The organism is Stenotrophomonas sp. 220_Sma (genome assembly GCF_056487375.1).
Genome location: NZ_CM151348.1, coordinates 585,275 through 599,419 on the forward strand (window position 1 = coordinate 585,275; position 14,145 = coordinate 599,419).

Sequence of the window (14,145 nt, forward strand, 5' to 3'; positions counted from 1 at the left end):
CCCATGGCACCGGGCCTGAGTGTTGTAGTCACCTTCCACAAGGAGGGTCTGTTTGCCCACGCGGCATTGTGCAGCTATCTGAAGTCGCGTGCGGACGCCCGCCAGGCGGGGATCGACGTGGAAGTCGTGCTTGTACTGGACAATGCAGATACAGAGACCACGGCGATCATTCGAAACCATCCCGATCTGGAGGGCGATGAGCTCATCATCGAGGTTGCCGTGGGGGATGCTGCACTCGCCCGGAATCTCGGCCTGGCGCGCGCGCGCGGTATTCATGCTTGCACGTTGGATGGTGATGACCTGATCAGCCGCGAGTACTTCCGGCGTCACATGGCCTTTGCGGTCGGCCTGCCTGAGCGCACGATCCTGCATCCGGAAGTGGTCGTCAGCTTCGGTAGGGACAACTTCTTCAGCTGGCAGCTGGACCAGGACTCCACGTACTTTTCCGCCGACATGCTGATCTCCGAGAACCCATGGGTCAGTGCGGTGTTCGCACGACGCGATGTGTTTGCTGAGGTTCCCTATGTCGGGTGTCGCCCGAAACAGACCGGTTTTGGCTATGAGGATTGGCATTGGAGTTGCCAGTCCGTGGCCGCGGGCTTCCGGCATGTGACCGTGCCGGAGACAGCCTACTTCTATCGGTTGAAGCAGAGCGGCTCGGTCAACGCGACCAGCAGTGAGCTGCAGGTCGTCATGCCGCCAAGCGACCTTTTCGGTCGTTGGGAGGATGCATGATCGGGCGGCTGCTGGCTTTGCTGCGTCGCGTGAGCCTTCGACAGCTCCTGCGTGATCCGCGCGCTGAACTGGGACGCATCCTGGGCGGAGTGGGCAGGCGGCTGGAGAGCACGGGTAAACGCATCAGTCATGCGCGCCGTGAGATGCCCGCGTGGCTGGATGGTGAGATCAACGCGCTGGCGCACTTCGAGCCAGAGCTGCTTGGACCGGAAGGTTGCGGTGTCCACTACAGGCACTATGGCGTCCCCGTCGATACCCGGGCAGGAGCGTTGTATCGCGAGCTGGCTGCCGCCGTGGGCGCCCGTCGCGCCACGCACGTGCTGATCTTGCCGTGGCTTGTGCGGGGTGGTGCTGACCGCGGAGCTTTGTATCACCTGAAAGCGTGGGTCGAGTCAATGCCGGCGGCCAATGTTCTGGTGATCCTGACCGAAGACATCAATTCGCCTTGGCTGGATCGCATTCCTGCCGGCATCAGGGTGTTGCATTTCGGGCGGATGCTGGGGCCGATGGGAATGCCGGGCAGGGTGCAGTTGTTGACCCGGCTGCTGGTGCAGATGCAGCCGAAGGTCATCCATGTCATCAATTCCCGCGTTGCATGGGAATCCTTCAGGCTGCATGGATTGGCATTGCGCCAAGCGTCGCGGCTGTTCGCCTCGCTTTTCTGCGATGACCGTAACAACGATGGCGTGCCCGTCGGCTACGCACGCAGCTATCTGCGTGAGTGCCGTACGCACCTTGCGGGGGTGTTCTGCGACAACGACGTATTCCCGGACCTGTGGGCGCAGGAACTCGGTGTGCCGCGTCAATTGTTCACGGTCCTTCGTTTTCCCTATGACCGCACGGTTGTCCGCAAGGATGATGATTTTGGGATCGACGGCGCTCCCCGGATCCTGTGGGCGGGGCGTTTTGATCGACAGAAGCGGCCGGATGTCCTGCTGGCCATTGCGCGGACGATGCCGTCAGTGCCTTTCGATGTGTACGGTGTATCTGAGTTGGGCCGCGTGCATCCGGCGATCAGTGAACTGCAGAGGCTGCCGAATGTGAAACTGCATGGTTCATTTTCGCGGTTCGAAGATATTGCAGGGAAGGCCCATGCGGCCTACCTGTTCACCTCCTCATGGGAAGGGGTGCCGACGATACTGTTGGACGCCAGTGCTGCCGGTTTGCCCATTGTTGCCCCTGCCGTGGGCGGTATCGTGGACCTGATCGATCGTTCCATCCTGGTGGACACATCGGATGACGTTGCGGCGTATGTGGAGCAGTTGCAGCAACTCATCGATAGTCCGGCGCTTCGCCGAAACCGCCGGGAGCAGCAGTACGCCGCATTGGCGGTGGGGCGTGGCTGGGGCGACTTTGCCGGCGTGCTGCGTGAGATTTCCTACTATCTTCCGGGGGCACCGGCGACGTTGACCCATAAAAAAGGACGCTCATCGTGATTATTGGACGTGGATTGGTTGCCACGGCCTTCGTGGACGACTGGCTGCAGGATGAGACGACGATGATCGTCGCTGCCGGCGTGTCGAACTCGGCCGAAACAGAGCGCGCCGCATTTGCGCGCGAAGAGCGCATGCTCGACGAGGTGCTTGCAAGCAAGCAGTTGCGGCGGATTGTCTATTTTGGCAGCTGCGCGGTCGGCAACCCATCGGAACGGCAAACCCCCTATCTACAGCACAAGGCGGCAATGGAGGCTCGCATCCTCGCCGACGTGCGTGGCCAGGTGTTCCGCCTCCCGCAGGTGGTGGGGGCGGGCGGGAATCCGCACACCCTGACCAATTTTCTGTGTTCGAGGATACTTTCGGGCGAGCCCTTCGACGTGTGGGCTCGGGCGGAACGTAATCTGATCGACATCCAGGACGTGGCGACACTTGGCACCCATGTGCTGCGCCATCGGGACCAGTATCCACCGATGATGTCGCTGGCCGATGTCTGCTCCACCAACATGCTGGCGATCGTGCGTTGCATGGAGGACGTGCTGGGGCGGCAGGGCAATTGCCGGGTTCTGGACCAAGGCGTAGCGTTCCCGATTGAAACAGCGGATTGCGAGCGTGCGGCTCAGGCATGCGGTGTCCGCCTGGGCCCCGGATACATGCGGGCGCTGATTGGGAAGTACTATGCTGATGCCGTCAATGGTTGACGTATTCACTCAGTCTTCCAGGCCGCAAGTATGATCAACGAAACGCCAGCGGCTGGCTCCGGCCCCGGTGGTAACCCATGACAATCTGGTGGTGCAGAATGAACTGCAGTCGTAAACGGTGCACTGCGATGCGGCCGAGCCACAGGAGTGGCGAATGAACGTGCCGGCACTGAGTGCCATTGTCACCTTCCATGGAGAGGGGATACTGGCGCATACCACGTTGCGCTCCTACGCGCTGTCGCGCAATATCGCCCGCCAGCAGGGGGTGGAGGTGCAACTGGTGCTGGTGCTGGATCGGGCAGATGCGCAGACGCGTGCGTTCGTGGTCAATCATCCGGACCTGGATGGCAGCGAGACCGTTGTCGAAACCCAGGTTGGTGATCTGGCATTGGCGCGGAACGCGGGCGTGGCTGCCAGCAGCGCTGACTACATCTGCACACTGGACGGCGATGATCTGATTTCGACCCGTTACTTCCTTATGCACCTGAAGGAAGCCGCGCAGCTGGATGGATGGTTCGTGCTGCACCCGGAAATGGTGCTGAGCTTTGGAATGTACAGCGCGTTCAACTGGCAGGTCGACCAGACGGGCCCCTATTACGACGAGCACGCCCTGCTCAGTGTCAATCCGTGGATCAGCGCGGCATTCTCCACGCGCGCGCTTTACGAGGAAATCCCATATGTGGCCTGTTATCCACGGCAGACCGGATTCGGCTATGAAGACTGGTACTGGAACTCGGAAACCATCGCGCGTGGCGTCGTGCACCGGCTCGCTTGGGGCGCGGCGTACTTCTATCGGCGCAAGTGGCATGGATCGCTCAACGAAGCCAGCCATGCGATGAAGACCGTCGTCCCGATGACATCGCTGTTCGCGTTGGGGCGCGATCGCGGCCAAGGGCGCGACCATGCTTGAGCGCATGACCCACAGCCGCTGGGTGCGAAACCGCTACACGCGCCGTGTCGCTCATTGGGTGCGGCACCTTTACGCGTTGCTGTTCGGGCCGGACGGCTTGGAACAAGCCGGCACCCATGGCGCGTCTGCACCGGCCATGCCTGCGTGGCTGCAGGAAGAAATGCTTACGCTCGCGGCACTGGAGCCTGAACTGCTACCACCAGGGTCGGGCGTGGATCGCTACGCGTTCTATGCAGTGCCAATGGATGTGGCTCCTGGTCGCGTCTTCGATGCCGTCTCCCAGGCCATCGGCTCGCTGCCCTACAGTCACGTCCTGCTGATTCCCTGGTTGAAGCAGGGGGGGCGGACCGGGGGATCCTCTACCACTGCAATGCCATCGTGGAAAGCAACGCCAAGGCGCGGATCCTGGTGCTGTCGACGGAGAACGCAGCGTCACCGTGGGCGTCACGCCTCCCGCCTCAGGCTACCCACGTAGACTTTGGCGGGTTGTGTGCGTCGCTCGACTTCAACCAGCAAGTGGCAGTGATGACGCGCGTGCTTGTGCAGCTGCGTGCGCCGCTGGTGCATCTGGTGAACTCCCGGGTCGGCTGGGAAATGATCCTTCGCCACGGGCTGGCGCTTACCCAGCACAGCCGGATCTACGCGTCCATCTTCTGTGATGACTACGACCAGCGGATGAACCCGGTCGGGTATGCGCGAGATTATCTTCGCTATTGCTATCCCTACCTGTCTGCAGTGATCTGTGACAATTCCTGCTATCCAAGGATCTGGACACACGAACTGGGTATCCCCGCTTCGTTGTTCACGGTGGTCCCTTTCCCCTATGACGGTACCCTTCCGGAAGCGGCCGACGTGGCACGGTCTGCGGATTCCGCCGCGCGCGTTCTTTGGGCGGGGCGCCTGGACCGGCAGAAGCGGCCGGACCTGCTGGCCGCCATCGCGGCACAGATGCCCGATGTACAGTTCGACGTGTACGGTGCCCAAGTGATGTCTGGTGCTGCTGGGCAGGACCTTCAACGACTGCGCTCGCTGGCCAACGTCACATTGCATGGTGAGTTCAATCGACTGGAAGCTGTAGCCAGCAGCGAGCACTTTGGCTACCTGCATACCACTGCATGGGAAGGTACTCCGACGATCCTGTTCGATGTGGCTGCGGCGCGCTTGCCGATCTGTGCAGCTGCGGTAGGCGGCATTGTCGACTTCCTGGCTACCCAGGATATGGTCGCCGTTGCAGATGATGTGGATGGTTTCGTGCAGGAGCTGGGCCGGTTGCGTGCATCGGCCGCACTGCGCAACGCGCGGGTCAAGCGGCAGGTTGAATCCTTGCGACGCGATCGCGGTTGGTCTGATTTCCGCCAGCGATTGCGCGAACTGGATGGATATCTGACTTCGGATACGGCGGCGCAGCACAAGTCACAGATGGATGGCACTCAAGAATGAAGGTTCTGGTTACGGGCGGGGCCGGCTTTGTCGGATCGCATACAGTTGTGGAGCTACTGGCTGCAGGTCATCAGGTGCAGGTGATCGACAATTTCTGCAACAGCGAGCGGTGGATCGTTGATCGCATCGAGCGTATCGCCGGGCAGCGACTTGCATTGGATGAGCTGGACATCAGGGACAGCGAGGCTCTCGTGGCGAGCATGCAGCGTTTCCGGCCCGACGCGGTCATTCACTTCGCTGCCTTGAAGTCGGTCTCGGAAAGCACGGAACAGCCGGCCAGGTACTACGATGTCAATGTCGCGGGAACCACCTGCCTGTTGGAGGCCATGCAGGCGGTGGGGAGCCGCCACATCGTGTTCAGCTCTTCGGCGACGGTCTATGGTCAGCCGGAAACATGCCCGGTCGCCGAAGGAGCACCCGTTGGGCCCGGCAACCCTTACGGGCGCACCAAACTGATCGGGGAATGGCTGATACGTGATTGCGTGCATGCGCCGGGAGCTTCCCTGAACGCGGCAATTCTTCGCTACTTCAATCCTGTCGGCGCGCATTCCAGTGGGCTGATCGGCGAACTGCCGCGGGGAGTGCCGAACAATCTTGCTCCCTACATCACCCAGACTGCTGCGGGGCAACGCGATTACATCCGTGTGTTCGGCGCCGACTACGCAACGCCCGATGGAACCGGGGTGCGCGACTACATTCACGTGATGGATCTAGCCAAGGCGCATGTTGCGGCACTCGATGCCCTCGCTACAGGCGGTGAGCGCGAACTGACGTTGAATCTGGGAACCGGTCGTGGCTACTCGGTGCTGGAGCTGATTGAAGCCTTCTCGGCGGTGGTCGGCCGTCCAATCCCATATCGCCTACAGGATCGTCGCGCTGGTGACATCGGCGAGTGCTGGGCCGACCCCTCTTTGGCCAATCGAGTGCTGGGTTGGCGTGCGCAGAAGGACCTCCAGGACATCTGCGCTGATGCCTGGCGCTGGCAGCAGGCCCTCTCTGGAAGCCCCGCGCTCCGCTAGAGCAGCACGGTGGGAAAAAGCCCTGTGCTTCCGGCTTCAGTGTCGGGGCGCAGCGCGGAAGACCCAGGCGTTCATCACCACAAAGACGATGATCGGCACCGCGATGGCCGAGAACAGAATGCCCCAGCGATAGTCCAGGGATGCCTGGGAGATGATTGCCATGCCCCCGGCCGACAACGCGATGTTCAGGCCATGCACCAGCAGGAATCGTGTCGACTCCGTGGACACCTGTCCCTTGGACGCGAAGGTGAAATACTTGTGGGCGATGAAGTTGGGCGGGAGCAGCAGCAGATAAGCCACCACGGTAGCCAGTACCGGGTGCATGCCGCCTTTGCTGACCAGCAGCCAGGTCAGCGCGGAGAACAGCAACGTGCTTGTACCACCCACTGCGCCAAAGCGGAAAAGCTTCCCGGCCAGTTGCTTGGCCTGGTGCGACTTCATTGTTGCGTGTCCGGCGCCGGGTTAACGCGCTCGGCAATGGCGTACTGCGTGGGTGTGGTGAAATTGAGCAGGATTCGACCGACGTACTCGCCGATCGCCCCCAGCGCCAACAGTTGCACGCCGCCCATGATCAGGATGGCCACAATCAGCGAGGACCAGCCGACTGCAATGGTCGGATCGAGCAGCTTGTGCACCGTGATGACCGCAGCAAAGACGAAGCCAATGGCTGAAATGACCATGCCGGTCAGGGATGCCATCCGCAGCGGAGCGACCGAGAAGCTGGTGGCCATCTTCAACCACAGCGAGATCGACTTCTTCAGGCTGTAGCCTGAAGTGCCGTCTTCGCGGGCATGGTGGCCCACGCTTCGCGTGGTGATGCGTGAGGTGGCCGACAGGATCAGGCCATCGAGGTAAATGGCAGGGCCGCGGAACTGCACCACCTCATCGCGAACGCCACGCTTGAACGCTTTGAACGGAGACAGATAAAGCCCTTTGGGCTTCTCCAGCAGCCATGTCGCCACAAGATCGTTGAAGCGGCTGCCGAGGATTTTCCAGGCAGCATGCTTGCGCCCGGTGAACGTGCCATAGCAGACATCATGGTCGGCATCCAGGGCGTCCACCAGGGTCGGAATATCGGACGGCGCATGCTGCAGGTCGTCGTCCATGGTAACAATGACCCGGCCACGACACTCCCGGAGCCCAGCGAAGATCGCCATGTGCTGTCCGACGTTCTTGCGCAGATTCACCGCCCGGACCCATGAATGGGTTCGGGCCAGCTCGGATGCGACCGCCCAGGAACGGTCCGGGCTACGGTCGTTGACCAGGATCAACTCCAGCGCGTATCGCCCGCCGATGGCGGCTTCAATGGCCGCGACGAGCGATGCCAGCGTCTTCTCGCTGCGATAAGCCGGAACAACGATCGAAAGATCGATCTGGCTTGACGGGTCGCCCATAGCCGCGTTGGTCGCCATACCCACCCCGAAGTGGAGGAAAATTCACCTAGTCAGTTAGTATAGGGCCGATCATGGCCCGGTGCACGGCGGGCTGCCCCGTACTGGCCCTGTGCCAGCAGTCCCGGCTGCTGGATTCGGGGCAGCTGATGGACATCATGCCACGTATGAATTTGAATCAGCTGGCCCGCGCTTGTGAGAGCGGGTTTGATCGCCTGGATCGCAGCTATCTGCTGTATGCCGCCCTGATACTGCTGGGCATGTACAGCCTGGGTCAGCTCACCGCGCCGTTCATCGCCCACGATGATTTCGACTGGCTGCTATCCGGTTTCGACCAGGGGTTCGAAACTCCTTTCAGCAAGGCCGGTTCAGAAGGGCGGTGGGGCAACTTCCTGTGGTCCAAGTTCAGCCCCAATCTCAGCATCCAGGCCGCGTTTGGGTTGTATCTGGTCGCGTTTTCGCTGATGTGCGTTGCCATTGCAAGGGTGGTGTCCCCGTCGTCAGGTGTGTTGGCTGCACTGCTGGTATTTCTGTCACCAATGACTGCAGAAACCATGCAGTGGCCGGTGACGCAGGTCACCGGCGTCGTCGTGACGGTATTGGGTTGCCTGGCCATGCAGCGAGCGCAAAGTGATGGGCGAAGGCGCCTCGTGATGGCTGTTGCGGTCGTCGCGGGATTCCTTTTCTATCCTTCCTTCGGCCCTCTTTTCCTGCTCATGTACGCGGCGCGATGCAACGGCAGTTATCGGAGCATCGTGCTCGGGGCGTTGATATATGTGCTGGCGTTTGCCTGCGCTGTGCTGTTGGTCTTCACGTTGAATTACGTGTTTCACGGGACGTTCTCGATCAAGCCGGCAGCGTGGCGTGAAGCTACTCCTCTGATGCATGGCGGTTCGCTGCAGGGAAACATCGAGCGCTATCTGGCGTGGTTCCAGGCGGTCAAGCCGCTTTGGCCCGCCCTTCTTGCCGCTGCTGTTGCGTTTGCCCTATGTATCCATCAGCGCATTCGTACCCGCCAATGCCTTGCATTGCTGCTGTCAGCAGCAATGCTGCTGAGCATCGATGCCTCGCTTTCGGTGATCTCTGGCTTATCGATTCCCTTGCGCTCAACAGTGTGGCTCTGGCTGCTTTGCGCTGTGCCAATCATCTTTCTGGTGTACGAGCGCAGGGCTCTGCTGCCTGGCCTGCTGCTTGCGCTGCCGCTGGCCTCTACCGGCCTGCTCGGCTGGCAATCGGCCTATTCCGGCACCAGGCATGTTTTTCCCGCCATGCAGAGCACCGGAATGGAGATCTCACGGGTCCAGGCGGCCAATGCGGGACGATTCGACGATGTGATCCTGTTCGGTGACGTCCATGGCAATCAAACCATGGGGTGGCTGCACAGCAATCGAGCCCTGCGCAATTACCTGTTCAAGGATATGTCGATCTACACCCGGCCCTGCGACGATGTGCTCTGCGCCCGTATTCAGGGCGAGATTGATCAGCGTGCCGAAGTCCCACAGTGGCTGATGGTCGATCGCCATCTTGTATGGGTGCTGTCCCCACGGAACACGAGTACGTATTGATGCATTGCGTTGCCCGATCGTGGAGCCGAGAACATGATTGACTATGGTCCCCTACATGCCCGGCTCCGTGGCTTGCTGCCGGCGTCTGCGATCGGGCAGCTGCTGCTGACCTGCCTGGTGGTGGCAGGCCTGACCACTCTGGCCCGGCTGCCCTTTGTGCTTTCCCCAGGGCTGTCAACGGATTCCTATGCCTAGCTGCAGGGATGGCCGACGCTCGAGCAGCTTTTCAGCCAAGGCCGGTTCGGGCAGTTCCTGGTCTTCAAGCTGCTGGGCGCGTTTGCGATTGATCCCTTGGCATTCGCGACCCTGTTGCAGGGCGTAGGGCTGGCGGTTTTCGCTTTCAGCACTCCTTTGATGTTTACAGCTTTTGCCGACCGGCGACAGCGCCGTCTCGGTGCGACAGGTCTTGCCGCATTGATGGTGACCTTGCATCCCTACTCGGCGGAAATCCTGACCTTCTCCGAGGCATCATTCACTGCGCAGTTGGCCTGTGCGATGGGCGTTGCCGCGATCTTCATCGTGGCTACGCGGCCACGGTTCTGGTGGTTGGCCTGGATCATGCTGGTGGCGGCGCTGTCCATGTACCAGCTGCTGATCAACATTGCAGCATTGATGATATTGCTGGGTATCATCCAGACCTATCTGCGGACTGGGGGCTCGTTGCGTGGTGAGTGTGCAGCGTACCGGCCTCTGTTTTACGCCATTCTGGTACTGGGTGGTGCCTTGGTGGCGTACCTGTGTATTCACAAGTCGCTGGTGACCGTTCTTGGCATCAGTGAAGTCGGCCGAGCCGGCTTTCTTCCGTTGGATAAGCTCTATCTGCGTGCCCAGGAAATTGTCTCGCTAGGCGGATTTCTGTGGCAGCGTACCTTGCTGGTAGCGTACGGATCTGCAGCCAAGGGGCTCTTCTGGGGTATGGTTGCGTCGGGCTGGCTTCTGTTGTTGCTTCGTCTTCTGGTGCGCCCTCGCATGGGTTCCGTCTTGCCAATCATCGCAATGGGGCTTGTTCCGGCAGCCGCTATGGGCGTGATCGCGGTCGGTAAGGTTTGGTGGCCTGCGCCGCGCGTGCTGGGAGGGGTTGTTCTTGCGTGCGCTATGGGCATCTACTGGGTGGGATGGTTCGCGCAGGGGCGGCTGGGGCGGGCACTGGTTCTAGTACTCGGGGGGATACTGCTGCTGAGCTTTACAGCGGTGGGTCATCGCGTGCACAGCGATCAGTTGCAGTTGAACGCCTTCGATCGCCTGCTTGCACAGCGCATATATGACGAAATGATCCGTACGCCTGGCTATACGGACCAGATGCCGGTTGCCGTGGTCAATCGCCGCCTGAACTGGGCACATTCCATGCCCTTGGCAACGGCTTGGATGGACCTGAATCTGACTGCGTTCGCCGACAAGCGCGCGTTGAAAGGGCTGCTTGAGCTTTCCAATGGACGCACGTTGAATCACGTGCCCGCCGAGCCGGGCGATATCGAAGAATGTGCGAAGCATCCGGCTTGGCCTGATCCCGGTTTTGTTTTGAAGCGACCTGAAGGCGGCATTCTGGTCTGTATTTGACTGCGCGTGGAAGGAGCCGACCGCCGTGAGGCGGCAAAGGCGCTCCTGCCTGCTGTAAAGAGCGTGCATTCCAAAGACCAGGCGGGGCCGATCGCTGTCATTTGCTTCCACGGCCTCGGCCACCATGCGGCGGACCTTCCCAGGAGCAATTCTTGGATACTGCGATCGGAATGATGCCCGTGGGAGTAAACGCTGGGCGAGATGATCCGTCTTACAGGCCATCGCGGTGAAATCAGGATGGCGCCGTCAGGGTGTTGACCTCATTGAACATTCCTTTCCCACGGGAAATGTGCCAACTCAATTCAGGACGGGTCAGGTAAAACAAGAAAGCCCGGCGAACTTCGCCGGGCTTTTTCACATTGCGCTGTTCAGAGCGCCTTCTCTAGTTCTGGCAGGATCGCAAACAGATCCCCCACCAGGCCGATATCGGCAATCTCGAAGATCGGCGCGTCGCCGTCCTTGTTGATCGCGACAATCGTGCCAGCGTCCTTGATGCCGGTCAGGTGCTGGATCGCACCACTGATGCCGACCGCCACATACAGTTCCGGTGCGATGATCTTGCCGGTCTGGCCGACCTGCAGGTCGCTGGGCACGTAACCGGCGTCAACGGCGGCACGCGAGGCACCGACGGCGGCACCGAGCTTGTCGGCCAGCTGGAAGATGACCTTGAAGTTCTCTTCCGAACCGACGCCACGGCCACCGGAGACCACGCGCTTGGCGCTCTGCAGGTCCGGGCGGTCGCTGGCACCGGCGGCCAGGCCGACGAAGCGGGTGTGGGTCGGCAGGGCAGCGTCGACGCTGGCTGCTTCAACGGTGGCATTGCCACCCTGGGCGGCTTCCGGCCACGAGGCGGCACGCACGGTGGCGACCACGATCTGGTCAGCCGGCGCTTCCACGGTGATGATTGCGTTGCCGGCGTAGATCGGGCGCTTGAAGCTGTGGCTGCCTTCAACGCTCATCAGATCGGAGACCTGGTTGACGCCGAGCAGGGCGGCCACGCAGGGCATCAGGTCCTTGCCGAAGGTGGTCGACGGGCCGAAGACGTGGGTGTAGCCCTTGGCCAGCTGTGCGATCTGCGGCGCCAGCACCTGGGCGATGGCCTGCGCGTTGGCCGCGTTGGCGACGGTCAGGACCTTGGCGACCCCAGCGATCTTCGCGGCTTCAGCGGCGACAGCGGCCGGATCGGCGGCCAGCACCAGCACGTCGATGCTGGCACCGCTGATGGCGGCGGCGGCACTGACGGTCTTGGCGGTGGCGGCATTGAGCTTGCCGTCGTGGTGCTCGGCGATGACGAGAATCCTGCTCATTACAGCAACCCCTTCTGCTTGAGTGCGGCAACCAGTTCGGCCGCGTCCTTGACCATCACACCCTTGCTGCGCTTGGACGGCGCGGCGTACTGGGTGGTCTTGAAGGTGTCGGCGGCTTCAACGCCGAGGTCGGCCAGCTGCAGGGTCTCCAGCGGCTTGGCCTTGGCCTTCATGATGTCCGGCAGTTTGATGAAGCGCGGCTCGTTCAGGCGCAGGTCGGTGGTGACCACGGCCGGCAGATCGACTTCCAGTGTTTCCAGGCCAGCATCGACTTCACGGGTGACCGTGGCCTTGCCGTCGGCAATTTCGAGCTTGCTGGCGAAGGTCGCCTGCGGGCGGCCCCAGAGCGTGGCCAGCATCTGGCCGGTCTGGTTGGCGTCGTCATCAATGGCCTGCTTGCCAAGGATCACCAGGTCCGGCTGTTCCTTTTCGATCAGCTTGAGCAGGGTGCGCGACGCGGTCAGCGGCTGGATGGCCTGGTCGGTGACGACGTGGATGGCACGGTTTGCGCCCATGGCCAAGCCGTTGCGCAGGTGTGCCTGGGCGTCGGCGGGGGCGATGGTGGCGACCACGACTTCGCTGGCGATGCCCTTGTCGCGCAGGCGCAGGGCTTCTTCCAGGGCGATTTCATCGAAGGGGTTGGGGGACAGCTTGACGCCGTCGGTGACCACGCCGGAACCGTCCGGCTTGACCTGAATGCGGACGTTGTAGTCCACCACGCGCTTGTACGCGACGAGGATTTTCATCTGGTACGGGGTCCTTGTAGTGCCGGCCGCTGGCCGGCTCACATTTGCTGGAGATCATCCGGTCCTGGAAAAGCAACCGGTTCGGGGGTGGGACCCCGATTCTAGCTGGCTTGGGGGGACCATGCGAATGCGTATGGTTATGTTGCGGTGCGACAAGGGTATGCCGGATGCTATGCCTCGTTCACGGTGCGAAGGCAGTCGTGAAGGTGCCCCCGATGTATCCTGTTGCGCTGAACCGGGTTGCGGCATGCGACCGATATGAATCATCAACAGGAGAACAGGTAGTGCCCACATGGCTTGTCACCGGCGGTGCCGGATTCATTGGCGGTAACTTTGTTCTCGAAGCTGTCGCCCGTGGTGTCAAGGTCGTCAATCTCGACGCATTGACCTACGCCGGTAATCTGAAGACCCTGTCCAGCCTGGACGGCAATCCCGATCACGTTTTCGTGCAGGGCGACATCGGTGACCGCGAGCTGGTAGCGCGTCTGTTGGCCGAGCACCGCCCGGACGCCGTGCTCAATTTCGCCGCCGAAAGCCACGTGGACCGTTCCATCGACGGCCCGGGCGCGTTCATCCAGACCAACGTGGTCGGCACCCTGGGCCTGCTGGAAGCAGTGCGCGATTACTGGAAGGCGCTCCCGGCCGAACAGGGCGCGGCCTTCCGTTTCCTGCACGTGTCCACCGACGAGGTGTACGGCACGCTGGGTGAGACCGGCAAATTCAGCGAAACCACTCCGTACGCCCCGAATTCGCCGTACTCGGCGTCGAAGGCGGCTTCGGACCATCTGGTGCGTGCGTTCCACCACACCTACGGGTTGCCGGTGCTGACCACCAACTGCTCCAACAACTACGGCCCGTACCACTTCCCCGAGAAGCTGATCCCGCTGGTGATCGCCAAGGCGCTGGCCGGCGAGCCGCTGCCGGTGTACGGCGACGGCAAGCAGGTGCGTGACTGGCTGTTCGTGTCCGACCACTGCGAAGCGATCCGTACCGTGCTGGCCAAGGGCCAGGTCGGCGAGACCTACAACGTCGGCGGCAACTCGGAAAAGCAGAACATCGAAGTGGTGCAGGCCATCTGCGCGCTGCTCGATGCGCGCCGCCCGCGTGAGGATGGCCAGCCGCGCAGCAGCCAGATCACCTACGTCACCGACCGCCCGGGCCATGACCGCCGTTACGCGATCGATGCATCGAAGCTGAAGAACGACCTGGGCTGGGAACCGGCCTACACCTTCGAGCAGGGCATCGCCTTCACCGTCGACTGGTACCTGGACAACCAGGACTGGGTCAACGGTGTGCTCGACGGCAGCTACCGTCTGCAGCGCATCGGCACCACGGCTTGAA

General features: G+C 61.7%; 13 protein-coding genes. 9 read left to right on the forward strand and 4 right to left on the reverse strand.

All coding sequences use genetic code 11. The features are described from left to right. Positions 1 to 3 precede the first annotated feature (3 nt). From ACZLIB_RS02785 to galE, 6 genes are all read left to right on the forward strand, one after another. Positions 4 to 735, forward strand: coding sequence for a glycosyltransferase (locus tag ACZLIB_RS02785; protein WP_125892507.1), 732 nt, complete (start codon positions 4 to 6; stop codon positions 733 to 735). After that, positions 732 to 2,171, forward strand: coding sequence for a glycosyltransferase family 4 protein (locus tag ACZLIB_RS02790; protein WP_478469111.1), 1,440 nt, complete (start codon positions 732 to 734; stop codon positions 2,169 to 2,171). The genes ACZLIB_RS02785 and ACZLIB_RS02790 overlap by 4 nt, the downstream gene beginning before the upstream one ends. After that, positions 2,168 to 2,869, forward strand: a complete 702-nt coding sequence (locus ACZLIB_RS02795) for an NAD-dependent epimerase/dehydratase family protein (protein WP_125892511.1) — start codon at positions 2,168 to 2,170, stop codon at positions 2,867 to 2,869. Before ACZLIB_RS02790 ends, ACZLIB_RS02795 begins: the two co-directional genes overlap by 4 nt. Positions 2,870 to 3,023: 154 nt before the next feature. Next, the gene (locus tag ACZLIB_RS02800) at positions 3,024 to 3,779 is read left to right on the forward strand and encodes a glycosyltransferase family A protein (RefSeq protein ID WP_478469113.1); all 756 of its coding nucleotides are present in this window, start codon (positions 3,024 to 3,026) and stop codon (positions 3,777 to 3,779) included. A gap of 378 nt (positions 3,780 to 4,157) precedes the next feature. Next, positions 4,158 to 5,219, forward strand: a complete 1,062-nt coding sequence (locus ACZLIB_RS02805) for a glycosyltransferase (RefSeq protein ID WP_478469114.1) — start codon at positions 4,158 to 4,160, stop codon at positions 5,217 to 5,219. After that, positions 5,216 to 6,238, forward strand: a complete 1,023-nt coding sequence (gene galE / locus ACZLIB_RS02810) for a UDP-glucose 4-epimerase GalE (protein WP_032127979.1) — start codon at positions 5,216 to 5,218, stop codon at positions 6,236 to 6,238. Before ACZLIB_RS02805 ends, galE begins: the two co-directional genes overlap by 4 nt. A 36-nt stretch (positions 6,239 to 6,274) precedes the next feature. Here galE and ACZLIB_RS02815 read toward each other — a convergent pair whose 3' ends face one another. Together ACZLIB_RS02815 and ACZLIB_RS02820 are read right to left on the reverse strand one after the other, a co-directional pair. Next, entirely contained in the window at positions 6,275 to 6,679 is a 405-nt protein-coding gene (locus ACZLIB_RS02815; protein WP_478469116.1) for a GtrA family protein, read from the reverse strand. After that, on the reverse strand, positions 6,676 to 7,650 hold the full coding sequence (locus tag ACZLIB_RS02820; protein ID WP_478469118.1) for a glycosyltransferase family 2 protein: 975 nt from the start codon (positions 7,648 to 7,650) through the stop codon (positions 6,676 to 6,678). Before ACZLIB_RS02820 ends, ACZLIB_RS02815 begins: the two co-directional genes overlap by 4 nt. Positions 7,651 to 7,778: 128 nt before the next feature. On the opposite strand from ACZLIB_RS02820, the gene ACZLIB_RS02825 reads away from it, so the two are divergent. Then, positions 7,779 to 9,194: a hypothetical protein gene (locus tag ACZLIB_RS02825; protein WP_458073820.1), complete on the forward strand. Its 1,416-nt coding sequence runs from the start codon at positions 7,779 to 7,781 to the stop codon at positions 9,192 to 9,194. Positions 9,195 to 9,389: 195 nt separating this feature from the next. After that, positions 9,390 to 10,751, forward strand: a complete 1,362-nt coding sequence (locus tag ACZLIB_RS02830) for a glucosyltransferase domain-containing protein (protein WP_478469901.1) — start codon at positions 9,390 to 9,392, stop codon at positions 10,749 to 10,751. 368 nt (positions 10,752 to 11,119) lie between these two features. Here the strand turns inward: ACZLIB_RS02830 and ACZLIB_RS02835 are convergent, their stop codons facing one another. Then, positions 11,120 to 12,058 (reverse strand): electron transfer flavoprotein subunit alpha/FixB family protein, encoded by a 939-nt coding sequence (locus tag ACZLIB_RS02835; protein WP_478469119.1) that lies wholly within the window; start codon positions 12,056 to 12,058, stop codon positions 11,120 to 11,122. Beyond that, positions 12,058 to 12,804 carry an electron transfer flavoprotein subunit beta/FixA family protein gene (locus ACZLIB_RS02840; RefSeq protein ID WP_012509979.1) on the reverse strand — a complete coding sequence of 249 codons (747 nt, stop codon included), beginning with the start codon at positions 12,802 to 12,804 and terminating at the stop codon, positions 12,058 to 12,060. Before ACZLIB_RS02840 ends, ACZLIB_RS02835 begins: the two co-directional genes overlap by 1 nt. Positions 12,805 to 13,088: 284 nt before the next feature. On the opposite strand from ACZLIB_RS02840, the gene rfbB reads away from it, so the two are divergent. Further along, positions 13,089 to 14,144, forward strand: a complete 1,056-nt coding sequence (gene rfbB, locus ACZLIB_RS02845) for a dTDP-glucose 4,6-dehydratase (protein ID WP_107432743.1) — start codon at positions 13,089 to 13,091, stop codon at positions 14,142 to 14,144. Position 14,145: the final 1 nt, after the last annotated feature.

Excerpts from the sequence above, each read along its gene's own strand:
- ACZLIB_RS02785 (WP_125892507.1), top strand. The coding sequence starts at position 4 with ATGGCACCGGGCCTGAGTGTTGTAGTCACCTTCCACAAGGAGGGTCTG.
- ACZLIB_RS02790 (WP_478469111.1), top strand. The coding sequence starts at position 732 with ATGATCGGGCGGCTGCTGGCTTTGCTGCGTCGCGTGAGCCTTCGACAG.
- ACZLIB_RS02800 (WP_478469113.1), top strand. The coding sequence starts at position 3,024 with ATGAACGTGCCGGCACTGAGTGCCATTGTCACCTTCCATGGAGAGGGG.
- galE (WP_032127979.1), top strand. The coding sequence starts at position 5,216 with ATGAAGGTTCTGGTTACGGGCGGGGCCGGCTTTGTCGGATCGCATACA.
- ACZLIB_RS02815 (WP_478469116.1), bottom strand. The coding sequence starts at position 6,679 with ATGAAGTCGCACCAGGCCAAGCAACTGGCCGGGAAGCTTTTCCGCTTT.
- ACZLIB_RS02820 (WP_478469118.1), bottom strand. The coding sequence starts at position 7,650 with ATGGCGACCAACGCGGCTATGGGCGACCCGTCAAGCCAGATCGATCTT.
- ACZLIB_RS02825 (WP_458073820.1), top strand. The coding sequence starts at position 7,779 with ATGGACATCATGCCACGTATGAATTTGAATCAGCTGGCCCGCGCTTGT.
- ACZLIB_RS02835 (WP_478469119.1), bottom strand. The coding sequence starts at position 12,058 with ATGAGCAGGATTCTCGTCATCGCCGAGCACCACGACGGCAAGCTCAAT.
- ACZLIB_RS02840 (WP_012509979.1), bottom strand. The coding sequence starts at position 12,804 with ATGAAAATCCTCGTCGCGTACAAGCGCGTGGTGGACTACAACGTCCGC.